The 21,969-nt window shown below is 42.4% G+C and carries 26 protein-coding genes; all 26 read right to left on the bottom strand.

Annotation, left to right across the window (positions count from 1 at the left end; genetic code table 11):
- A complete protein-coding gene (locus JOD21_RS12540) occupies positions 1–858 on the bottom strand; it encodes a MinD/ParA family protein (RefSeq protein WP_204729942.1) in 858 nt (285 codons plus the stop codon).
- A complete protein-coding gene (flhF, locus tag JOD21_RS12535) occupies positions 858–1,949 on the bottom strand; it encodes a flagellar biosynthesis GTPase FlhF (RefSeq protein WP_239581580.1) in 1,092 nt (363 codons plus the stop codon). Before flhF ends, JOD21_RS12540 begins: the two co-directional genes overlap by 1 nt.
- 2 nt (positions 1,950–1,951) lie before the next feature.
- Positions 1,952–3,985, bottom strand: a complete 2,034-nt coding sequence (gene flhA / locus JOD21_RS12530; protein WP_204729940.1) for a flagellar biosynthesis protein FlhA — start codon at positions 3,983–3,985, stop codon at positions 1,952–1,954.
- Positions 3,986–4,004: 19 nt separating this feature from the next.
- Positions 4,005–5,084 carry a flagellar biosynthesis protein FlhB gene (gene flhB / locus JOD21_RS12525; RefSeq protein WP_204729939.1) on the bottom strand — a complete coding sequence of 360 codons (1,080 nt, stop codon included), beginning with the start codon at positions 5,082–5,084 and terminating at the stop codon, positions 4,005–4,007.
- 6 nt (positions 5,085–5,090) lie between these two features.
- A complete protein-coding gene (gene fliR, locus JOD21_RS12520; RefSeq protein WP_204730014.1) occupies positions 5,091–5,864 on the bottom strand; it encodes a flagellar biosynthetic protein FliR in 774 nt (257 codons plus the stop codon).
- A gap of 3 nt (positions 5,865–5,867) precedes the next feature.
- Complete coding sequence (gene fliQ / locus JOD21_RS12515) at positions 5,868–6,137, bottom strand: flagellar biosynthesis protein FliQ (RefSeq protein WP_041122409.1); 270 nt, start codon at positions 6,135–6,137, stop codon at positions 5,868–5,870.
- Between the two features lie 14 nt (positions 6,138–6,151).
- The gene (gene fliP / locus JOD21_RS12510) at positions 6,152–6,817 is read right to left on the bottom strand and encodes a flagellar type III secretion system pore protein FliP (protein ID WP_041122408.1); all 666 of its coding nucleotides are present in this window, start codon (positions 6,815–6,817) and stop codon (positions 6,152–6,154) included.
- The gene (locus JOD21_RS12505; RefSeq protein WP_204729938.1) at positions 6,810–7,448 is read right to left on the bottom strand and encodes a flagellar biosynthetic protein FliO; all 639 of its coding nucleotides are present in this window, start codon (positions 7,446–7,448) and stop codon (positions 6,810–6,812) included. The genes fliP and JOD21_RS12505 overlap by 8 nt, the downstream gene beginning before the upstream one ends.
- 5 nt (positions 7,449–7,453) lie before the next feature.
- Positions 7,454–7,816 carry a response regulator gene (locus JOD21_RS12500; RefSeq protein WP_041122406.1) on the bottom strand — a complete coding sequence of 121 codons (363 nt, stop codon included), beginning with the start codon at positions 7,814–7,816 and terminating at the stop codon, positions 7,454–7,456.
- Positions 7,817–7,837: 21 nt separating this feature from the next.
- Positions 7,838–9,022 carry a flagellar motor switch phosphatase FliY gene (gene fliY, locus JOD21_RS12495; RefSeq protein WP_380270055.1) on the bottom strand — a complete coding sequence of 395 codons (1,185 nt, stop codon included), beginning with the start codon at positions 9,020–9,022 and terminating at the stop codon, positions 7,838–7,840.
- The gene (fliM, locus tag JOD21_RS12490) at positions 9,015–10,013 is read right to left on the bottom strand and encodes a flagellar motor switch protein FliM (RefSeq protein ID WP_204729936.1); all 999 of its coding nucleotides are present in this window, start codon (positions 10,011–10,013) and stop codon (positions 9,015–9,017) included. Before fliM ends, fliY begins: the two co-directional genes overlap by 8 nt.
- A gap of 32 nt (positions 10,014–10,045) precedes the next feature.
- Positions 10,046–10,483 (bottom strand): flagellar basal body-associated protein FliL, encoded by a 438-nt coding sequence (gene fliL / locus JOD21_RS12485; protein WP_204729935.1) that lies wholly within the window; start codon positions 10,481–10,483, stop codon positions 10,046–10,048.
- Complete coding sequence (locus JOD21_RS12480; protein ID WP_204729934.1) at positions 10,473–10,697, bottom strand: flagellar FlbD family protein; 225 nt, start codon at positions 10,695–10,697, stop codon at positions 10,473–10,475. Before JOD21_RS12480 ends, fliL begins: the two co-directional genes overlap by 11 nt.
- 53 nt (positions 10,698–10,750) lie before the next feature.
- Positions 10,751–12,034 (bottom strand): flagellar basal-body rod protein FlgF, encoded by a 1,284-nt coding sequence (gene flgF, locus JOD21_RS12475; RefSeq protein ID WP_204729933.1) that lies wholly within the window; start codon positions 12,032–12,034, stop codon positions 10,751–10,753.
- Positions 12,035–12,106: 72 nt separating this feature from the next.
- Positions 12,107–12,469 (bottom strand): TIGR02530 family flagellar biosynthesis protein, encoded by a 363-nt coding sequence (locus JOD21_RS12470; RefSeq protein ID WP_204729932.1) that lies wholly within the window; start codon positions 12,467–12,469, stop codon positions 12,107–12,109.
- A 13-nt stretch (positions 12,470–12,482) separates the two neighbouring features.
- Positions 12,483–13,112, bottom strand: a complete 630-nt coding sequence (gene flgD / locus JOD21_RS12465) for a flagellar hook assembly protein FlgD (protein ID WP_239581575.1) — start codon at positions 13,110–13,112, stop codon at positions 12,483–12,485.
- A gap of 3 nt (positions 13,113–13,115) precedes the next feature.
- A complete protein-coding gene (locus JOD21_RS12460; RefSeq protein WP_204729931.1) occupies positions 13,116–14,495 on the bottom strand; it encodes a flagellar hook-length control protein FliK in 1,380 nt (459 codons plus the stop codon).
- A gap of 24 nt (positions 14,496–14,519) precedes the next feature.
- A complete protein-coding gene (locus JOD21_RS12455; protein ID WP_204729930.1) occupies positions 14,520–15,128 on the bottom strand; it encodes a MotE family protein in 609 nt (202 codons plus the stop codon).
- A gap of 5 nt (positions 15,129–15,133) precedes the next feature.
- A complete protein-coding gene (gene fliJ, locus JOD21_RS12450; RefSeq protein ID WP_041122398.1) occupies positions 15,134–15,580 on the bottom strand; it encodes a flagellar export protein FliJ in 447 nt (148 codons plus the stop codon).
- Entirely contained in the window at positions 15,581–16,912 is a 1,332-nt protein-coding gene (fliI, locus tag JOD21_RS12445) for a flagellar protein export ATPase FliI (RefSeq protein WP_204729929.1), read from the bottom strand.
- Positions 16,909–17,682 (bottom strand): flagellar assembly protein FliH, encoded by a 774-nt coding sequence (gene fliH / locus JOD21_RS12440; protein WP_204729928.1) that lies wholly within the window; start codon positions 17,680–17,682, stop codon positions 16,909–16,911. The genes fliI and fliH overlap by 4 nt, the downstream gene beginning before the upstream one ends.
- Entirely contained in the window at positions 17,675–18,688 is a 1,014-nt protein-coding gene (gene fliG / locus JOD21_RS12435; RefSeq protein WP_204729927.1) for a flagellar motor switch protein FliG, read from the bottom strand. The genes fliH and fliG overlap by 8 nt, the downstream gene beginning before the upstream one ends.
- A gap of 11 nt (positions 18,689–18,699) precedes the next feature.
- Positions 18,700–20,292, bottom strand: coding sequence for a flagellar basal-body MS-ring/collar protein FliF (gene fliF / locus JOD21_RS12430; protein ID WP_204729926.1), 1,593 nt, complete (start codon positions 20,290–20,292; stop codon positions 18,700–18,702).
- Between the two features lie 36 nt (positions 20,293–20,328).
- Positions 20,329–20,640 carry a flagellar hook-basal body complex protein FliE gene (gene fliE, locus JOD21_RS12425; protein ID WP_084218648.1) on the bottom strand — a complete coding sequence of 104 codons (312 nt, stop codon included), beginning with the start codon at positions 20,638–20,640 and terminating at the stop codon, positions 20,329–20,331.
- Positions 20,641–20,662: 22 nt separating this feature from the next.
- Positions 20,663–21,121: a flagellar basal body rod protein FlgC gene (gene flgC / locus JOD21_RS12420; RefSeq protein WP_204729925.1), complete on the bottom strand. Its 459-nt coding sequence runs from the start codon at positions 21,119–21,121 to the stop codon at positions 20,663–20,665.
- Entirely contained in the window at positions 21,121–21,516 is a 396-nt protein-coding gene (gene flgB, locus JOD21_RS12415; RefSeq protein WP_204729924.1) for a flagellar basal body rod protein FlgB, read from the bottom strand. The genes flgC and flgB overlap by 1 nt, the downstream gene beginning before the upstream one ends.
- Positions 21,517–21,969 lie beyond the last annotated feature (453 nt).

Below are 21,969 nucleotides of genomic sequence, written 5' to 3'. Positions count from 1 at the left end.
TCACTTTTTTCTAAAAAAAGCTGAAAGTCGATCTGTAAACCGGCTTTTACTGTGATGGATTTCTCTATCCTGCTCCGCAATATAAGCTGCAGTCATGTTTTTAAGCGTCCTTGAAGCAGGAGACTCTGGATAAAGCTTGGTAAAAGGTGTCTGATTGTTAACTGACCTTCTGACAGATGGATCTTCCGGAATACTGCCGAGCAGCCGCACCTTTTTATTCAAGAACTTATTCATCGCAGCTTCCAGCCGTTTAAGAGCTGTCTTACCCTCTTCAGGATTCATGACCCGGTTACATAAAAGAGCAAATGCTTTATCAGAATCTTTCATATGGATAAATTTCATCATAGAATAGGCATCCATAATTGATGTCGGTTCGCCTGTTGTAATGACAATCACTTCATCAGCTGCCATGATCAGTTCAAGGCCGTTCTCAGATGCCCCTGCCCCCATATCAAAAATCAGATAATCATAGGATTTCTGAAGCTCTGTAAAACCTTTCATCAGGCGTTCGATTTCAAGATCTTTCCACTCTACCATTTTACTCAGGCCGGAACCGCCGGATATATAAGATAAATTATCTTCAACCTGAACGACTACATCTTCAATCGATCCTGTGCCTTCGAGGTAATGAATAATCGTACTCGCTGATGACTTACCTAGTAGAATATGAATATTTCCCATCCCTATATCCATATCCATCAGCAATACTTTATTTCCTTTTGCAGCAATTTCAGAAGCAAAATTAATAGAAAAATTCGATTTACCCACTCCACCTTTACCACTGACGACAGCAATCGTCTTTCCTGAAGGATCACTCATATGCAGCATCTTCTGCCTCAATGTTTCTGCCTGGTCCATCAGCTATACACACCTTTAACCATCATTTCACTAACTCTCCTGTAGGATGCTTCTTCTATGTCTTCAGGTACGGCCTGCCCGTCTGTCAGATAAGAAGCACCGATACCGCTTTCTGTCATTACATGATAAGCAGGACCGACTGTTACACTTTCATCACATTTAGTAAATATCAGTCCCTGAATATTAATATCATTAAACCGTTCATAAATAGCGGCCATATCTTTATATTTCGAAGTCATTGACAGGACAAGGAATGTCTGAATATCAATCTCAAAATCAATTGTTTTTGCAAGGTCTTCAACATATTGCACTTCACGATAGTTTCTTCCTGCAGTATCAATTAATACATGATCAAAATCTTTGAATCTGTTTAGTGCCTTTTCAAAATCATCACGGCTGTATATTACTTCTACCGGTACATTTAATAGTTCGGCATACGTTTTCAGCTGTTCAATTGCACCAATTCTGTATGTATCAGAAGTAATAAAACCAATCTTCTTCTGATCTTCCATTACAAGTTTTGCTGCAAGCTTTGCAATTGTGGTGGTTTTACCTACGCCCGTCGGACCGATCAGACTGATGTACTTTTTGGATGCATCAATGCCTGCGTGAGTCTGCTGCTGAAGGGACTTTCTGATATAGTCCTCAGTCCACTCTGAGAGCTGCTCTGTTTTAGGCGTTTCCTGCCACTGCTCATACATCTTCTGTCCTGTTTCAAGGAGCCAGGAGTCTTTAAAATCCTGATCTTTTAGCTTTTCAAGAATGGACCTGACAGGCTGAGGGAATTCCTGATAGCCTGTCTGATTAACAGAAAGCGCACTGACCATTTTTTTTAATTCCTGTATTTCTTCTTCAAGCTTTTTGTCTTCCGGTCTTAATACCTTTTTTTCTGCAGTAGCTGCTGTTTCCATAGCCGCAGAAGGCTCAGGCTGGTCCAAGCCGGCCACTACTTCTATCTGCTTTGTTTTAAAAAGCCCTAAAAAGCCGCCTGTATAGGTTACTTTGGAATTCAGAATGACTGCATCACTGCCTAGTTCTTTACGAATCTTTTTCATCGCTTCAGGCATTGTAGGCGCCGTTACTTTTTTCATCTTCAATCTATATTCACCACCCCGACGCTTTGGACTTCGACATTCGCTTCTAATTCATTATAAGATAAAATTGGTATTTGAGGGAAATACCTTTCAGTAAGCTGTCTAATATACATTCTGACTGCAGGTGAACACAGTACAATCGGTGTCTGCTCAGTCATTGACAGCTGTTCGATCTGCTGGGCCATTGATTCAAGAATCCGCTGTGAATCATTTGGATCTAGTGACAGGTAATTACCATGCTCAGTCTGCTGCACGTTATCTGCAGTCAGCTTTTCAACACGGCCTGACAATGTGATCACTTTCAGCGTATCTCCAGGATCCGCAAACTGACTTGTAATCTGTTTTGCAAGTGACTGTCTCACATATTCAGCAAGTACGTCTGTATCAGACGTCATTCTTGCGTAGTCCGCAAGTGTTTCAAAGATAATCGGCAGATTCCTGATTGATACATTTTCACGCAAAAGCTTTGACAGTACTTTCTGAACATCCCCCACGCTTAGTGGAGATGGTGTCACTTCCTCTACGAGTATCGGATAGGATTCCTGCAGGTGATCCACAAGCTGTTTGGTTTCCTGACGGCCTAACAGTTCATGTGCATGCCCTTTAATCATCTCAGTGATATGAGTTGAAACAACTGACGGCGGGTCAACTACTGTGTAACCGAGCATCTCTGCCTGATCCTTCACAGATTCATCGATCCATTTAGCAGGTAAACCGAAAGAAGGCTCGATTGTATCGATTCCTTCAATAGAATCCTCATCACCCGGACTCATCGCCAGATAGTGATCTAGCAGCAGTTCTCCTTTTGCCACTTCATTACCCTTAATTTTCAGACGGTACTCATTCGGCTGAAGCTGAATATTATCTCTGATACGGACGACCGGAATGACAAGACCAAGCTCAAGTGCCAGCTGACGTCTGATCATAACGATTCGATCTAACAGATCCCCTCCCTGATTGGCATCAGCAAGAGGAATCAGGCCGTAGCCGAATTCAAATTCTATCTGATCTACATTCAACAGACTGACTACGCTTTCCGGACTCTTCATTTCATCAGTTGCTGTTTCTTCTTCCGTTTCAGTAAACTCTTCAGTTTCAAGCTTCTTCGCTTTGGATAACGTATATCCACCTATTACGAGAATCAGAGCAATTGGAAGTGTTAAAATATTACTAATCGGTGTGAATATACCTAAAAGGGCAATTGTAGCACCTGCAACATACATGATTGGACCAAACGAGAACAGCTGTGATGTGATATCCTGACCGAGGTTTCCGTCAGAAGCAGCACGCGTTACAACAATACCGGTAGCTGTTGAGATTAAAAGGGCAGGAATTTGCGAGACAATTCCGTCACCAACTGTCAGCAGCGAAAACTGATTAGCTGAATCTGCTAGTGTCATCCCCATCTGCACGATACCGATTACCATTCCCATTATGAGGTTAATCATTACAATAATAATACCGGCAATTGCATCTCCTTTTACGAACTTCGTGGCACCATCCATGGCACCATAAAAGTCTGCTTCACGCCCTACTTTCTCACGGCGTTCTCTCGCTTCAACCTCTGAGATCATACCGGCATTTAAGTCTGCATCGATACTCATCTGTTTACCCGGCATCGCATCAAGTGTAAAACGAGCCGCAACTTCAGATACACGCTCAGCACCCTTAGTAATAACGATAAACTGGATAATAATCAAGATAATAAATACGACAATACCAACTAAAATGTTTCCACCGGTAACGAATGTACCAAAGGTTTCAACAACTCCTCCTGCTTCCCCTCTGCTGAGAATGGCACGGGTAGTTGACACATTCAGACCAAGCCTGAACAGTGTTAACAGCAGGATCAGTGATGGAAAGATCGCAAATTCAAGCGGCTCTTTCATATTCATTGAGGTCAGCAAAACAATCAGACCAAGTGTTATATTAATGATAATGAAAACACTCAGCATCCACGATGGAAGTGGGATAACCAACATGGCAATAATAAGTATGACACTGGCGAGTATTGCTAAATCTTTTCCTTTCATGCCGGTCCCCTTTCAAGCATTACACTTTGTTTTTTATCCGGTATACATAAGCAAGTATTTCAGCAACAGCCTTGAAAAACTCCTCCGGAATCGGGTCTCCGATCTCCGCCTGATCATACAGCGCTCTTGCAAGCGGGCGGTTTTCAACAGCAATTACATCATTTTCTTTTGCTATGGTTTTTATCTTCTGAGCGAGAAAGTCCACACCTTTTGCTACAACTACCGGTGCTTCAAACTCCCCGTCTTTATATTTCAAAACAATCGCATAGTGAGTCGGGTTTGTAATGACAACATCAGCGTCCGGCACTTCAGACATCATCCGTTTCATTGCCATCTCCCTTTGCCGCTGTTTAATTTTCGACTTAATCAGCGGGTCACCTTCCGTGTTTTTGTATTCATCTTTAAGGTCCTGCTTGGACATTCGGATATTTTTTTCAAAATCGTATTTTTGATATAAGTAATCAAGAATTGCTAATATTACCAGAAGTGTAGAAGCAATAAGCCCCATCTGGACAGTCAGACTGCCTGCTACCTGTAATGTAGATTCAACAGGCAGTAATGAAAGTTCTAGTACATCTTCAATACTGAACCACAATACAAGGAATGTTGTCATTCCGACTAATGAAATTTTCAACACAGATTTTGCAAGCTCCACAAGTGCTCTTGCAGAGAAAATTCTTTTTAAACCTTTAATAGGGTCAAGCTTTGACAACTTAGGTTTCAGTGGATCAGTTGAGATTAAAAAACCAATCTGGAGGTAGTTCCCCACAATCCCGCCAACAGCTGCCACTGCCATAATCGGCAGGACAATCCATGCAACCTCAGAAAGCATCTCCGTATATACAATTACTGCAGTATCAGGTGTAACTGGGCGTTTGATATAATCCATCAGTGGTACAGCAACCAGATTCAGCATTCTCTCCTTAAACCATCCACCTGCAAAAAATAGAAAGAAAAATACACTGAACAGTATAAAAGCTGTATTCACGTCTTGGCTTTTTGCAACTTCCCCTTTTTTCCGGGAATCCTGTCTCTTTTTCGGGGTGGCTTTTTCGGTTTTTTCGCCTGCAAAATACTGCAGGTCAAGCCTCAGTCTCATTATCTATCAGCCTCCCAGCGTGATCATTAAATCTCTCATCACTACAAAGATCAGGTCAAAAAGCCGCTGAATCACCTGAAATGTTACACCCATAGTTACGATTAACACGATAAATGCAACCGTGATCTTAATCGGAAAACCGATTACAAAAATATTGAACTGCGGTGATGTTCTCGCAACAATCCCAAGAGCAATATCAACCAGAAACAATGTAGCAACAACTGGTGCTGCCATCTGAAAGGCAATAACAAAAGTTGCTGAAAAAGCTTTAATAATGAGTTCAGCTGTCATAGGGTCTCCAAATCCAAGGGTGACCTGATCAAGCGGTATATACTGATAGCTGAAAAAGATTCCATCAAGTATGAGGTGATGCCCATTGAGTGCAAGGAGCAGCAAAAGTGCCAGCGTGTATAAATACTGACCAATCAGCGGACTCTGCGCACCTGTCTGCGGGTCAATCACATTCGCCATCGCAAAACCCATCTGGAAATCTATAAAGTTACCACCGATCTGAATAGCTGAGAGAATAATATACGCGATCAATCCAAGAAACAGTCCGACTGCAGCTTCTTTAATAATGAGTAAAATGTATTCACCGTTTATATCAAACGGTTCTGCATCCAGGGTGTAATACATCATCCATGAAAGCAGTATAGCCAGCCCGATCCTGTGCGTTGCCGGGATCGTACGGTGGGAAAATAACGGCATTGTCACAAAGAAAGCTGACAATCTGACGATAATAAGTAGTAAAATTGTCAGTCTGGGGTATAATTCTTCCATCATTTAACCGATATACCTAGTAAGATTAGTGAAAATATCCGAGGCATAACTGACAAGCTGTGTCAGCATCCAGGGTCCGAAAAAAATCAGTGCCACCATAACTGCTATAATCTTCGGAATAAATGCAAGCGTCTGTTCCTGGATCTGCGTGGTTGCCTGAAATATACTGACCAGCAGACCGACGACTAATGCAACAAGCATTAAAGGCAGGCTGATAATCAGCGTGATCCAGACGCCGCGCTCTGCTATGGCAATAACCATTTCTCCATTCATTTCAATTCACCCACCTAAAAGCTCTGCAGCAATGACTGCATGACGAGATACCAGCCGTCTACAAGAATAAACAGCAGGATTTTAAAAGGCAATGAAATCATTACCGGCGGAAGCATCATCATCCCCATTGACATCAGGACTGATGCAACAACCATATCAATCACCAGAAACGGTATAAACACCATAAAACCCATTTGGAATGCGGTTTTAATTTCACTTAATGCAAAAGCAGGTACCATGACCGTCAGTGGAATATCCTGTATGGTTTCTGGCCTTTCAGCTTCTGTATAACTTAAAAACAGTTCCAGATCTTTTTGCCGTGTATGCTGACTCATAAAATCCTTAAATGGAATGGAAGCTTCCTCATAAGCGGTTTCAAGATCTATTTCTTCATTAAATAAGGGTGTTAATGCCCTGTCATTCACTTCACTCATAACAGGCGCCATAATGAAAAAGGTTAAAAAAAGTGCAAGTCCTACAATTACCTGGTTTGGCGGCATCTGCTGCGTTGCGAGTGACGTTCTGACAAATGATAGTACAATGACAATTCGCGTAAATGAAGTCATCAAAATCAATATACCCGGTGCCAGTGACAGGACAGTCAGCAACAGCAGCAATCTGACTGAAGTTGCTACATCATCGGGAGGACTGTCATTAAAAAACTGTATGAACTCATCCATCTTCATTACGCTCCTTGCTTTTTACTCTTTCGAACACTTTCTTGCGTTCTGCATGATGCTGATCCAACTGATCCTTAAACAGGCTGCCAAATGACTGCTGATCGTCTGTCTTCCGGCCAGATTTTCTATTTTTCATTTTTCCGATTAAACCAATCACAGGACTTTCTGCAAGTGGTTGATCCTGATCAAAATATGATTCCAGCTCAGCCATTTCTTCAGGCGAAGTGATCTCTTTGATCAGATTCACATCCTCACCGACACCCAGCACATAATAACTGTCTGCAATTTTTACGATCTGAACTGAACGGTTCCCGCCAAGCGTTGTTCCGCCCATATTTTTAATCAGTCTACTCTGCTGGTAGTTTTTTGTTTTACTGTTTACGAACTTCAGCAGTGCGTACAATAGAATAATGACCAGAGCAAGCGCACCGATTAGCCTGACAAATGTCCAGACGTTAATGCCCTCCGGTTCACTTTCTTCTCCAAGTGCGGGTACTTCCTGTTCAGCGCATTCCTCAGACGGATTATCGCCCATACAATCTGAAACATTCCCCGGACTTGCAAATAAAATTTGCTCTCCCCCTGTTAAAACCGCCAACAGAAGGAGAACAACGAATAATTTTTGAAACATACCCATCAACCTATCGCTTTAGAAATTGCCTCAATCACGCGGTCAGCCTGGAACGGCTTTACAATAAAGTCTTTTGCACCAGCCTGGATGGCATCAATTACCATTGCCTGCTGACCCATTGCTGAACACATGATAATTTTTGCAGAACCGTCAATTTTTTTGATTTCTTTTAACGCTGTAATACCATCCATTTCAGGCATTGTAATATCCATCGTTACAAGGTCCGGTGACGTTTCCTTGAATTTTTCTACTGCCTGTGCACCGTCAGCAGCCTCACCAACTACTTCAAATCCGTTCTTTGTTAAGATATCCTTGATCATCATGCGCATGAATGCTGCATCGTCTACAATTAAGATTTTCTTCGCCATGTCATTTTACCCCCAGCTATATTAGCGTAATTTATTTAAACGGTCTGACTTACTGACAATATCCGTCAGCCTTACTCCGAAGTTTTCTTCGATAACAACCACTTCACCTTTAGCAATGAGTCGGTTATTCACTAATATATCAACCGGTTCTCCTGCAAGTTTATCAAGCTCAATGATCGAACCTGATGTCAATTCAAGAATCTCCTGAACAGAGCGCTTTGTTCGGCCAAGCTCTACAGTTACCTGAAGCGGAATATCAAGCAGAAGATTCAGGTTTCTTGACTCTCCTGCACTAAGACCAGGACTGTCAAACTGTGTAAATTGTGCCGGCTGAACATCTACTGATCTTTCAGGAGCACGGTCTCTATTAAGCTGAACACCTGTGTCTTCTGGTAATCTTGAAGGCTCAGGGTCTCTTTGCGTTTGCGGGACTGATTCACTGCGCTCAGGTGCTGCCTGACTCTCTGCTGCAGGTCTTTCTGCTACAGGCGCCGATGCTGCCGCTTCATTCTCAGCTGCGGCCTGTCCTCCACCGCCCATCAGCTGCTGTACAAGCGACTGACCAAACTCAAGTGGAATCAACTGCATAATATTAGAATCTATCAGAGTACCAATCCGTAAATTAAACGATACCTGAATGACATATTCTTCATCCGGCAGGTTTTCCATGCCAGCTTTATTTTCAAGGTCCATCAGATCAATGCTTGGAGGTGAAATATCCACCTTAACACCAAAGATCGTTGACATTGAAGTGGACGCAGATCCCATCATCTGATTCATTGCTTCCTGCACAGCGCTCAGCTGAATTTCACCGAGGTCATCTGATGGATTTGTTCCATCTCCACCAAGCATCAGGTCAGCAATGACAGCTGCATCAGACTGCTTGATCACTAGCAGGTTATTTCCTTTTAATCCTTCTGTATAATGCACATTAATTGCGACGGAAGGATGAGGAAACGAATTTGAAATATCTTCAGTCTTCACCACGGTTACAGTCGGAGTTGTAATATCAACTTTCTGATTTAACAGCGTAGAAAGTGCTGTCGCTGAACTTCCGAAAGATATATTGCCTATTTCACCGAGCGCATCAATGGCCACCTCATCCAATTGTTCAGATGGAGTGCTTTCTTCTGTTTCAGGTTCATCATCAGCGCTGCCATTCAGCAACGCATCTATCTCATCTTGGGAGAGCATGTCATCACTCATCATCGTCCTCTCCTCCTTTCACTTCATCAATAATTTGAACACCAATCTTTTTCCCGAGCTGACCAGGCTGCGCGATGAATTTCGGCACATCGCCGATCTTCAGTACAACCGGGTCATCGAAGCGGTGATTCAATTCAAGTACATCACCGACTTCAAGCATCAAGAACTCTTCAATCGCAAGCATGGAAGTTCCAAGTTCAGCTGATATCGGCAAGTCTGCTTTTTTAACACGCTTTTCAAGCTGCAGCTGTTCTTCAGGAATCAACTCTTTTTTCTGAGACTGCATCCAGTGCTTGATTGAGAGATTCGGCATAATTGGTTCTAAGACCACATGAGGCAGGCAGATATTCATCATACCCGTCGTCTCACCGACAACTGTATTTAGCGATATTACAACCACTGTTTCATTCGGTGATATTACCTGAAGAAATTGCGGGTTTACTTCAAAGTCCGTTAAAATCGGATCAATTTCAGCAACATTTCCCCATGCTTCTCTTAAGTTATCAAAAGCTCTTTCAAACAGTGTGGACATTAACTTCGTTTCTATTTCTGTCAGGTTATCAATCTTGCTGACACTTGAGCCATGTCCGCCAAGAATTCGATCCATCATTGCATAAGCGATATTTGGATTGATCTCCATCAGAATTTTCCCATCAAGCGGCGGCACTTCATACACATTCAGAATCGTCATCTTTGGGACAGAGCGGATGAATTCCTCATAGGGAATCTGATCAACTGATGCCACATTTATTTGAACATATGTCCGGAGCTGGGCAGAGAAAAACGTTGTGAGCAGTCTGGCAAAGTTTTCATGGATTCTTGAAATACTTCTGATCTGATCTTTTGAAAACCTCAGTGCCCGTTTAAAGTCATAGACTTTAACCTTTTTTTCCTGCTCTTCCTTTTTGATCTCTTCCGCTGACATCTCACCTGTTGAGATGGCTGATAATAATGCATCTATTTCATTTTGCGAGAGAATATCTCCAGCCACGCAATTTCACCTCCGTCCATCTGCATCTTTCATTATTGAACGACAATTGATGTCGTATAAACCTGAATGACTTCACCTTTTTGAATGAGCTCATCCACACGGTTTTTCACTACGTCTTCAAACGCATTTTTTCCCGCGCTGCCTTCAAGGTCAGCCTTATTCATTTCAAGCAGTTCATCTATTAAAATATCTTTCACCTGAAATTCGAGTTTTTTTAACTCTTCAGCAGCATCTTTACTGTCTGTCTGAATAGACATAGACACTCGCGCAAAGCTGCTTCCACCGATATTTGTGGTTACTTCCGGTATTTCAACTGTCGCTTCCACAATTTCATCTGCAGACAGTTTTACTTCTTCCTCTTCCTCTTCTCCATCACCCGCAAGCTGATTTGTCACAACTAAAAAGATAATACCCAGCAGCGTAATCGATACGAGAATGATGAGCATTGTTAACAGCAGCTTATTCTTCATCTGCATCATCCTCCCTTAAATGAGTCATATTCAATACGTGTATGGAACGGTAAAAATCAGTAATTTTACTTTTCACATCCGCCATTGAATCTTGAACAATATATTTCTTACCATTCGTCAGCGTAATCGTGGTGTCAGGAAAAGCCTCTACTGTTTCGATATAAATTGCATTAATCATAAATTCCTTGCCATTGAGCCTTTTTACATAAATCATAAAAGCCGGCGCCTTCATATCTTCAGGAAGGCGCCGTCACCCCCTCACACGGATTATCGCTTCAGATTAACAAGTTCTTCTAAGATTTGATCAGATGTTGTAATAATACGCGTATTCGCCTGGAATCCACGCTGCGCTGTGATCATTTCAGTGAATTCCTCTGAAAGATCGACGTTGGACATTTCGAGTGCGCCGGAAGAAATCGTCCCACCAGCATCAGCTGATGTTCCAACGTTAGCAACACCAGAGTTTACTGACTCCTGGAATACGTTATTGCCAATCTTCACAAGGCCGGATGGGTTGTTGAATCTGGCAATTGATAGAGTCGCCATTTCACGAACCTGTCCATTAGAGTAAACAGCGTTGATTGCGCCGCCTGCTGATACACTGAAGCTGTCCAGTGTCCCTTCAAGGTTACCGTTCGCTCCCATTTGAGCTGAAATTTCACCTTCGTTATTTGTGAGGTTTTCAAGATTCACCACCATAGGGTTAGGTGCACCTAAAAACATATCCTCATAAGCTGCTCCTGTACCATCCATACGTAATACTTCTATTGAATTGTCAGGGTTATTTTCTCCAACAGCATCAGCTCGATTGTTATATAGACTAGCCTCACCATCAGCATTAAAGCTTAAATATTTAGTTGTAAATTTATCCACTGCTGGATTTAGATCTTCAAGTTCATGGTTTGTAAATCTTAATTCCCAAGTATCATCTCCAGCCATTTTCTCCATTCTTACTTCAACTGTATGCTCTGTTCCCTCGTTATCTACTATTTTCATTTGTTGAGTTTTTACAAATGGGTTTGCTACACTTACAACTACATTTGATGCTAAATTTCCTGAAAGACTCATTTCGTTTGTTTCCTGTGCCGGAATAACTCCACTACTATTAACCACAATATCTTCCTGAACACCGTTCACAAACTGCTGAACTCTATAACCCTCACCAGTTACAAGCAGCCCACTTTCGTCAAGGTAGAAATTACCGCCGCGTGTATATAAATCTTGTCCACCTGGAGCTGATACTACGAAGAACCCATCTCCGTTAATCGCTAAGTCAAGTGAACGTCCTGTTGTCTGTAGTGAAGCCTGTGTCTGCACACTGTCAATGGTTGCCGTTACTGAACCAAGACCTACTTGAAGTGCGTTCTTTCCTCCACGGCCTTCCTGCGCAGCAGATGCACCCTGAATCGTCTGGTTCATAGCTTCCTGAAAAGTCACGCGCCCCTTTTTAAAACCAAACGTATTTACGTTTGCGATGTTATTACCAATTACGTCTAGTTTTGTCTGGAAGTTTTTAAGTCCTGCGATACCTGAATACATTGAACGAATCATTGTTAATTTTCCCCTTTCGTGAGCCGCTTCTGTCGGTCAGCTGGCTCTAAGGCTCCTTTATCTAAGGTCCGCCTATTCTAAAATGATGGTGCCATCAATGTCCGTGAATATTTGGTCGTTTAAGTCTTTCTTGTCCATTGCAGTGACGACTGTACGGTTTTTAATGCTGACAATGAGTGCTGCCTGTTCAAGCAGAACGAGTGAGTCTTTTACACCTTTACTGTCTGCTTCATTTACTTTATCCGTTACTCTTTGCCACTGATCCGGTGTGATTTCAATATTTCTTGCTGTTAATCTCTCATTTGCATGTCTGCTGAATTTCAGCTCGCCCTCTATAACCTGCTGAAGCTTATCTGCAAACCCGGATTGCTTGATCTGTTTTTTGACAGGAGCAGCCGGTGGTGTATGAATCGGGTTAAATCGGATATGCTCCATATGCTCAAATCCTTTACTGTGCGATTTTAATCAGCTCATCAGCTGTAATTCGCTGTTCATCTGCTGTGTGCAGCCAGATTGCGCCGTCTTTTCTTGATACAGATACGACTGTGCTTTCAAGCTCTTCATCTTCTTTCATCCAGCTCACTTTTTTACCAATCATCATGCTGGCCTGCTGAAGTGAGTCCTGCAGTTCGCCTTTATTGACTTCAGATACGTTACCCGGTGTCAGCGTTGTACCATCTTCAAGAGTAAATTCAACTGAACCGCCTTTGAACTTAACGGTTTCAACAATGCCTTTACCGTTTGACGCTACTTCTTCCCCATCAACTGTCTCCATTTTGTCCCACTTTACTTCTTTACCGACAAATTCATTGTATTGAATCAGTGCAGTCTGTTCCTGCATTGATGCAAACTTTTCAAATGATGTTGCCATATTAGTCATCTGTTCAAGGCTTGAGAAGTTTGCCATCTGTGAGATAAACTCTTTATCTTCCATCGGCTGGGTTGGATCCTGGTTTTGAAGCTGAGCAATGAGCAATTTTAAAAACTGATCTTTACCCATTACCTGATCTTTTGCTTCAAGTTTCTTTTTTTCAAGTGAAGATAAATACAAACCTTCGTTAATACCTTTTATTTCCAATATTTACACCTCAATGTTTAAGAATATGTCATGGAATGAAGTCTGTTCATCCTCTGACTGATTCTGTCCGCTTTGCTGATCGTGCTCTCTGTCACGGTGATCAGTCTGCTGATCGTTTTTACCGTCTTTATCAAGTCTGGTCTCAGTCTGAGTCTGCATGATCTCAATTTTTTCAACCTGCAGCTGCTGGGAAGTAAATGACTGTCTGAGCTGATGAAGCTGTGAGTCAATCATGTCTTTCGCTACCGCTGTTGAAGCGATAATTCGCGCTGTCATCATCCCGTCTTTCTGAAGAAGCTCAATTTTGAGTGTCCCCAGATGTTCCGGCTGAAGTCTGATCATCAGCTTTTCAGTCCCGTTTACTTTCCCGAACTTTGCTTTTTGCATAATGTTTTGGAACTGTTCCATCAGCTGTTGCGCTGAGTCGGGCTGTTTTACAGGCTGGAGCGACCATTTAACCGGTGCGCTCTGAAGCTGAAGTGACTGCAGGTTAATCATCTGCTGGTCGTTTTTCACTGTTTCAGGTTTAACAGAAACATCAGCATTTTGGTTTTTTTCACCGATTAGCTGGGTAAATTGAATACCAGTCCGATTTTTTAGTAAAAGCAGTTCAGGCGACTTTTGTTCAGCTTTCTGCTCAGCAGGCGTGATGTTCTTCATATCTTTAACTACTGCTTCAAATACTTTTTGAATACTGCCAAAAATCTGCTGAAGCTGACTGTTTTGCTGCTTCAACACTTCCTGATTCCGCATAGGCTGTTTTTCCTGAAGCAGTGTCAGACCCTTGACTAAAGCAAGTAGCTTTAAAGCTTCAATCGGCTGGGCAACTTGACTGTTGGTTTCTTTAGCAGGTTGCTCACCTGAAGGTTTTACAATTTGAAGCTGCTCAATAATCTGGCGGACAAACTGTTCCGGATCCGGAATGTTTGATTCTTTCAGCTGAGGTTCTACATTTTCTGCTTTCTCTGACATCGGCTTTACGAACAGATTAATAACTGCCTGCACCATCTCCCCGGCCGACACATCAGAAAGCTCTTCAGTAACTTCAGGGCTGATCCCCGCTGCACTCATCAGTTCCTGCGGTGTCATCTCAAGTAATTCCTCTTCTGAAAACAGTGTGAACAGCTGCTTGATTTCAGGGAACAGCTCTTTTACTTCAGTCATGAATTCAGCCAGGTCTTCAGACTGTGCTATCCCATTCAGCTGACTCAAAATTGTTTCAAGACCTGATACTTCACTGTTTTCAATCAGTTCAGGAATTTTCTCGCCAAGTCCTGCAAGGATTTGACTGAAGTCTGTACTGCCTGACATAAGTGATGATTCTTTTACACTTCCAAGCTGCTGGGGTGCCTGTACACCCTGTAATGTTAGATTTCCGATCAATTCGTTTTCACCTCCTTTCAAGTTTTATTGTGTACGCGTTGAGATTAGTTCAGTGTACCGGGCAGCTTCTTCAGCAGTCATGGCTGAAAAGATCTCTGCAACATTTTCAGCTGACAGATTTGACAGGATTCTGATTGCATCTTCATCATTCAGATTGGTGATGATCGGTGCTGCTTCACTGCCTTTCATATCTTCATAAACCGATACAACTTCGGCAAATTCCCTGCCGGCTGATTCCTGTTCATTTTGCAGCTGTTCAATTTCTGTCTGCAGCCTTTCCTGTTCTTCTATCAGCAGGTCATTTTCATCTTCTAGACTGACCATTTCCTGCTCAAGGCGTGAAATCAGTACCTCTTTTTCTTCGATCTGTGCCTGCAGGCTTACGATTCTTTCTTCAGGGTTCGCAGGCGCTTCTTCAGCAGGCTGTTCTTCTCCTGTAAAAGGAATGTCGATACCAGCTTCTTCTGCTTTTTCAAATATATTAATATCAAGAATCGACAACACGATAAGCGCTATAAAGATCAGAAAGAGAAAAGGCACAAAAATCAGCAGAAAAAACACCTGGAACTTACCGGGTGACTTTGTCTCTTCAGCCTCACTCCGGATGGATTGCTTTTGCTGTTTTTGCTTCATTCAAATCACCTGTTTCTGCGGTTCATAAACTGTGCGATAGACAATTCGTTCATCTGATCTCTGTCAGCCTGTTCCTGCTCTGCAAGAAACCGCTTTTTATCATGTTCCCTGATTTTTTCATATTTCTTAACTTCAATATTTCTTTCCATCAGCCGGTGCTCATGACGCTGCATATTGGTACGCGCGTCCACCACCAGCTTTTGCTGGTAAGAGATGCTCTTTTCAATATTGGTTAGAAACTGCTGACCATGTCTGAGTGATTGTACCGGTATGCCGGTCTGGATCTGGTTCGTCTGGGATTCTTCCATTAATTCTTTCTTTTTTAACAGCTCATATAATTTTTGAGCCATTTTTTCAAAAGAATCAACTGAATCCCTATAACGGTCTTCAGCTTCCTGTTTTTCTCTCTCTCTTACTGTCAGCACGCGTTCAAATCGATATTGATAAGCCATTTAAGATCCCTCGCCTTTTTCTGATAACTGGATTAACTGCCCTGCTGTATCAGACAGCTGTATTTTTTCATCAGTTGACTGTTTCAAAAACTTTTTGATCACCGGCTGATATCTGATTGCTTCATCGATTTCTTTTGAAGAACCTTTTTTGTATGCCCCGATATTAATCAGATCTTCAGCCTGCTCATACGTACTCATCATGTCACGCATTTTCTCAGCGGCTTTCAGATGTTTTTTATCTACAAGGTGATTCATCAGACGGCTGACGCTTTTTAACACATTAATTGCCGGATAGTGACCTTTGTTGGCAATTGTGCGGTCCAGTACGATATGGCCGTCTAATATTCCTCTTACTGTATCGGCAATCGGTTCATTCATATCGTCACCATCAACGAGTACAGTATAGAAAGCTGTAATACTGCCGTGCTCGTTTGTGCCAGTCCGTTCAAGCAGCTTAGGCAATAGACCGAATACAGAAGGCGTATAACCTTTCGTTGCAGGCGGTTCTCCGACTGCAAGTCCGATTTCTCGCTGAGCCATTGCAACGCGGGTAACGGAATCCATCATCAGCATGACATTCAGTCCGCGGTCCCTGAAATATTCAGCAATTGCAGTCGCCGTCAGCGCTCCTTTGATTCTCATCAGTGCCGGCTGGTCGGAAGTTGCAGCGATAATAATACTTTTCTTTGCACCTTCAGGACCGAGATCCCGCTCGATGAACTCTCTTACTTCACGCCCACGCTCTCCGATCAGGGCAATCACATTCAGGTCCGCTTCAGTATTCCTTGCAATCATACCCAGCAGCGTACTTTTCCCGACACCGCTTCCTGCAAAGATTCCGACTCTCTGACCTTTTCCTACAGTGAGCATCCCGTCAATTGCCTTCACACCGACCTCCATAATTTCATCTATTGGCGGTCTTGTAAGCGGGTTAGGCGGTTCCTGTTCTGTCGCCACCTGTCTCATTCCTGCAGGAAGCACGCTGTCATCGATCGGATATCCCATCGGATCTACAATTTTGCCGATCAGTGCTTCTCCCACACTGATCTCAAGTGGTTTCCCGCTCGCTTCAACAATACAGCCGGGGGCAATATCCTGAACGTGTGTAAAAGGCATCAGCACGACCATTTCGTCTTTAAACCCTACTACTTCAGCTTTAATCCGGATTGTCTGTTTTCTTGCACTTGAATGTACATGTATGTAACAAACTTCTCCTATTGAGCTTTCAGGTCCCTGTGACTCGATCATTAATCCGATGACTCTCTTAACCTTGCCGTAATGACGGACTGTTTTAATAGATGATATATGCTGAATCAGTTCTGCTGCTTTCATTTCATACTCCCCAGTATCTCAGAAAGTCCGGCTTTCAGTTCGGTCAGCTGGGTATCGATACTGATATCGATCCGTCCGTTAGCCGTTTCAATAAAGCACTTATACGGTTCAAGTTCTTCTTCAGGGTAGATGTAGAGCTTGACATCAGTCGGGAAAATAGCGAGCAGTTCATCTCTTTCCTCCTGAAGAAATGAAAATTGCTGAACTGCTGTATAGATTTTCACTTCTTTCATCTCACGCGCTTCTTTCACACCTTTTTTTACAATCGGAAGAAAACTCTCAGGTGATTCTTCAAGCTTTTGGGACAGGATTTTCTCAGCCGCTCTCATAGCTAGTTCCAAAATTACTAATTCATTTTCTTCGAGATGAGCCTGCAGCGTACCTTTAGCTGATGCGACGACCTCCTGTGCTTCTGCAATCAGGTGAGAAACGTCATCGTATCCCTTGTTACGTCCTTCCTCATAGCCTTGAGCAAAAGCTTCTTCATAAGCCTGCTTTTGCAGCTGTTCTTTCTCTTGTGCCCACTGTTCTTTTTTCTGATCGATGGATGCAAGCATCTCCTCTGTCTGTTGGTGTACATCTTCGAGCAGCTTTTGCGCCTGGTCGCTTGCATCCATTACAAGACGATTCGATTCACGTCTTGCCTGTTCGACTGTCCAGGACAAAGTATCATCTGAATGCGTGATATCAGGATTGATCTGTCTGAATGGAATGGCTTTACCTGCAGCCTGTACTTCTCCGACAAAACCGGATTTTATGATTCTAGACAATCACATCATCTCCCCCGCCGCGGGCAACAATAATTTCTCCTGATTCTTCAAGTCTTCTGATCACAGCAACAATTCTGCTTTGTGCTTCTTCAACGTCACGCAGTCTGACAGGTCCCATATACTCCATCTCTTCTTTAAAGTTCTCTGCCATACGCTGTGACATGTTTCTGAACAAGACATCTTTCACATCATCTGCAGATACCTTCATTGCAAGAAGCAGATCCTCATTTTCACAGTCTCTGATGACACGCTGGATAGAGCGGTTATCGAGTGTAACAATGTCTTCAAATACAAACATTCTCTTTTTAATCTCTTCAGCAAGTTCAGGGTCCTGAATTTCAAGTGAATCGAGAATTGTCTTCTCTGTTGCGCGGTCAACGCCGTTCAGCACTTCAACGACTGATTCTATTCCACCCGTTTCAGTATGATCCTGCTGCACTGTACTTGAGAGCTTTCTTTCCAGTACAGATTCAATTTCACTGATCACTTCAGGGCTTGTACTGTCCATCATTGCAATTCTTTTTGCAATATCTGCCTGTACATCCTGTGGCAGGTTAGAGAGAATCTGACCTGCCTGCTGCGGATTCAGGTACGATAAGATCAGGGCAATCGTCTGTGGATGCTCATTTTGAATAAAGTTAAAGATTTGCATCGGATCAGCACGCTTAGCGAAGTCAAACGGTCTTACCTGCAGCGAAGACGTCAGTCTATTTATGACTGCACTAGCCTGGTCAGCACCCAATGCCTTCTCAAGCACTGACTTTGCATAACCTATTCCGCCCTGAGAGATATAATCCTGCGCTAGTGCAATATTATGAAATTCTTCTAAAATATCTTCCTTAACTTCTGATTCTACCTTTTTCACACCAGATATTTCCAGCGTCAGTCGCTCAATTTCTTCCTCATCCAGATGTTTATAAACAGAAGATGCTACATCAGGGCCGAGGGAGATGAGCAGGATCGCTGCTTTTTGTTTCCCGGTTAATTCTTTTTCTCTTCTAGCCACCTATAACACTCCTATTCATCTGCAATCCAGGATCTGAGCAGCTTAGCAAACTCTTCAGGCTTTTCTTTCGCCATTTTTTCAAGCTGCTTTCTTTTCAGCGTTCCTTCTGTTTCTTTTTCATCATTCACATCCGGCACATCAATTGGTTCCTGTACCTCAGCAAACATTTCTTCTTCAATCACTTCCTGCTGTCTGCGTGAACGAACAATGAAGAAGATCAGACCGATAATTACAAGTAGCAGTACTCCTCCTAGGATATATGCCCATAATGGAATGACAGGAGTAGGTTCTGCTTCAGCAAAGTCCGCTCTGCCATTTAACGTCTGTGCAGAAACAAACACTTTATCTGCAATTTCTTCCGGCGTCAGTTCAGCTGAAACATCTGCATCTAAAGACGTGCTGATAATCGTTTCAAGCATCGTTTCTATATCAGCTACAGTCTGTGGTGGAAGTGATGCAGGATCATCAGGGTTTGGCGGTTCCACCATTACCTGGAACCCAATGTCACGAATCCGGTACGGACTCTCAACGATTTCTCTTCTGATTCTGTTTACTTCATAATTTACAGTTTCTTCTTCACGTTCATAATCACCGTTGCCCCCGGCACCTTCTACAAAGCCTGTCAGGTTGTCAGCAGGGTCTTCGCCTTCAGGTACACCGCCTGCTGCGTCAGTGCCTTCAAACGTTTCATTAATCCGTCTTGCACTGACTTCAATGCCTTCCATATTTTCTTCATCTACAGGGGTAACTTCATTCACTTCACGGTTTTCCTGGTCAAAATCAATATCAGTTGAGACACTCACAACTACTTTATCCTGACCAACAAGTGAACCAAGCATCATCTGTACCTGGCGCTGCAGATCTCTTTCTATCGTCTGCTGAAGTGCCATCTGATCTGTCAGGTTCACACCGGCAAGTGATGAATTCTGATCCTTCATATCAAAGTACTCAAAAAACTGATTCATAATAACGATATTTTCAGTAGGAAGGTCCGGTACGCTTTTTGAAACAAGATGGTAAAGCGACTGAACCTGTCCTTCATCAAACTGATAACCAGGTTGTGTATTCAACACAACAGAAGCTGAAGATTGTTCTGGGTTATCATTCAAAAATACGCCCTGTTCAGGAATTGTGATCATCACTGTTGCGTCCTGTACACCATCAATACTTTTCAGCAGTGTCGCTATTTCCGTCTGCATTGCATCCACATGCATGACTTTAAACTCATTATCTGTCATACCAAAACCGGCATTATCACTAAAAAACGAGTAATCTATATTCCCTGTATTCGGAATTCCCTCAGCAGCCAGTTCAACCATTAAGTTTTCCGCCTGCTCTTCGGGTACTAGAATGGCTGTCCCGCCTTCTGTTATTTCTGAAGGGATTCCTCTGCCATCAAGTGTTTCTTTAATCATTCCGGTTTCTGAAGGTGTTAGGTTACTATACAGTGGCACTAACGTCTGTCTCGTTGTGAATATTGCTGTAAAGACAATTATTAAGATGATAAGTGCTGCAAGTCCGCCAAACAAAGCCCACTGTTTTTTAGTTCTAGTGCCGGTGAATGTCTTAACTCTCGAAAAAATCTGATTAAATCTCTCGTTCATGACAATCCTCCGGTCTCACATTGAAAATCTGCTTTGTTATACTGGCATTCTCATAATTTCCTGATACGCTTCTACTGCTTTGTTTCTCATCTCCATTGTCAGGTTGAGAGATACAGATGCTTTTTGTGAAGCGATCATGACATCATGAAGTTCAACGTCTTCACCGTTGATCATCCGGGTCGTCATTTTATCACTTTCAATTTGTGCAGCATTTACTTCATTAATAGAATCCTTTAACATTGCAGCAAAATTCTGCTGAGCATTATAAGGAGAAATTTTTGTTGAGTTTTGTGGAACTGACGGACTTAATAAATTTAACCCCGCCGTATTGATCTGTTGAATAGCCAAAAGTTCATCTTCCTCTCAGGTTTTAAGATCGTCCAATCTGCAGCGCCTGCATCATCATGGATTTATTCGCATTAAAAACTGTTACATTTCCTTCATAAGACCGTGTAGCTGACATTAGATCCACCATCTCACGCAGCGGATCCACATTCGGCATTTCCACGTATCCTTCTTCATTTGCATCAGGATGCTCAGGATCGTACAAAAGTTCACCCGGTGTGTCGTTATCCTCAATAATTCTGGACACAGTCACACCTTCTCCGGCGTTAGAAGGTCTGTTCATCGCTGTATTTAAAAATGATGAGAAGTGATCGCCCTGAGGCTTTAATACGACAGATTTCCTCTTATAAGGCTGCCATTCGCCATTTTCAAGCGTTGCTCTGGTCGTATCAATGTTTGCCATATTAGATGAAATAACATCCATTCTGAGACGCTGTGTCGTTAAAGCTGATGCAGTTGTATTCATTGAATGAAACATTGTCATTACTGTCCGCCTCCTCTGATTACACTGTTCAGAGATCCGAATTTGCCGCTGATCCTTGATATCAGTGAATTATAGTAGATCTGATTTGTAGCAAGATCCGCCATTTCTTTATCCATATCTACGCCATTTCCGTTTTCTCTGACACTGTATGGACGACTGCTTATATTCGTGCCACCGCTATCCTGATTCGACAGATCAAAATGCAGCGGATTTTTCTGCGATTGGTTTGATGACAGTTTCATTTCATTCTGTAACATTGCGTGGAAGCTTACGTCTTTAGACTTATAGCCTGGTGTGTCAACATTCGCCACATTATTTGCAATGACTTTTTGCTTAACTGCAGAATAGTCCAGCCCTCTCTCAAGAGAACTGATCGTTCCGGAAAACAAGTCCATAAATACACCTCAATTCCTTGTATTTCGACATCTTGATTAATTTTCAGACAATATAAAAAATCACTTATACATCATTTTAATGGTAGGACCATTGATAGTCTACACTTTATTGGTAAAGTTTTATAGTTATAAAGATCTATTTTTAATAAACAGTTCTTTTGTATCAGTTTAAATTTTAGAACAAATGTTTTTTATTTATCGTCTACAAAAACTGGAATGTCTATTACAAAGCCTTTTTGAGACGTTATCATTTTGAAACGTTTCATCCATATTTATCCTCTTAATTTTCTGTCTTTTTACGACATTTTTCACATTTTGGACAAATATATATACAAACAAAAAAAGAACCGATACACACTGATATGCTCCCTCCATAGTAGACAGAGAAATAATAAAAATTCTCTACTACTATGAAGGGGGCATTTTTGTGTCTAAAAGGACGACTGGCCATAC

Source organism: Jeotgalibacillus terrae (genome assembly GCF_016908195.1).
Classification (GTDB): domain Bacteria; phylum Bacillota; class Bacilli; order Bacillales; family Jeotgalibacillaceae; genus Jeotgalibacillus; species Jeotgalibacillus terrae.
The sequence above is the reverse complement of the archived record's forward strand: the minus strand, read 5'-3'. Positions and strand labels throughout refer to the sequence as shown.

Coding starts and splice junctions, on each gene's coding strand:
- flgC (WP_204729925.1), bottom strand. CDS start 21,121: ATGACAATGTTTCATTCAATGAATACAACTGCATCAGCTTTAACGACA.
- flgB (WP_204729924.1), bottom strand. CDS start 21,516: ATGGACTTGTTTTCCGGAACGATCAGTTCTCTTGAGAGAGGGCTGGAC.
- JOD21_RS12470 (WP_204729932.1), bottom strand. CDS start 12,469: ATGGAGCATATCCGATTTAACCCGATTCATACACCACCGGCTGCTCCT.
- JOD21_RS12480 (WP_204729934.1), bottom strand. CDS start 10,697: ATGATTTATGTAAAAAGGCTCAATGGCAAGGAATTTATGATTAATGCA.
- fliQ (WP_041122409.1), bottom strand. CDS start 6,137: ATGAATGGAGAAATGGTTATTGCCATAGCAGAGCGCGGCGTCTGGATC.
- fliP (WP_041122408.1), bottom strand. CDS start 6,817: ATGGATGAGTTCATACAGTTTTTTAATGACAGTCCTCCCGATGATGTA.
- flhB (WP_204729939.1), bottom strand. CDS start 5,084: ATGAGACTGAGGCTTGACCTGCAGTATTTTGCAGGCGAAAAAACCGAA.
- flgF (WP_204729933.1), bottom strand. CDS start 12,034: ATGATTCGTTCAATGTATTCAGGTATCGCAGGACTTAAAAACTTCCAG.
- fliF (WP_204729926.1), bottom strand. CDS start 20,292: ATGAACGAGAGATTTAATCAGATTTTTTCGAGAGTTAAGACATTCACC.
- flhF (WP_239581580.1), bottom strand. CDS start 1,949: ATGAAAAAAGTAACGGCGCCTACAATGCCTGAAGCGATGAAAAAGATT.
- JOD21_RS12455 (WP_204729930.1), bottom strand. CDS start 15,128: ATGAAGCAAAAACAGCAAAAGCAATCCATCCGGAGTGAGGCTGAAGAG.
- fliY (WP_380270055.1), bottom strand. CDS start 9,022: ATGAGTGATGACATGCTCTCCCAAGATGAGATAGATGCGTTGCTGAAT.
- flhA (WP_204729940.1), bottom strand. CDS start 3,985: ATGAAAGGAAAAGATTTAGCAATACTCGCCAGTGTCATACTTATTATT.
- JOD21_RS12500 (WP_041122406.1), bottom strand. CDS start 7,816: ATGGCGAAGAAAATCTTAATTGTAGACGATGCAGCATTCATGCGCATG.
- fliL (WP_204729935.1), bottom strand. CDS start 10,483: ATGAAGAATAAGCTGCTGTTAACAATGCTCATCATTCTCGTATCGATT.
- JOD21_RS12505 (WP_204729938.1), bottom strand. CDS start 7,448: ATGTTTCAAAAATTATTCGTTGTTCTCCTTCTGTTGGCGGTTTTAACA.
- fliR (WP_204730014.1), bottom strand. CDS start 5,864: ATGGAAGAATTATACCCCAGACTGACAATTTTACTACTTATTATCGTC.
- fliI (WP_204729929.1), bottom strand. CDS start 16,912: ATGAAAGCAGCAGAACTGATTCAGCATATATCATCTATTAAAACAGTC.
- JOD21_RS12540 (WP_204729942.1), bottom strand. CDS start 858: ATGGACCAGGCAGAAACATTGAGGCAGAAGATGCTGCATATGAGTGAT.
- fliJ (WP_041122398.1), bottom strand. CDS start 15,580: ATGGCTTATCAATATCGATTTGAACGCGTGCTGACAGTAAGAGAGAGA.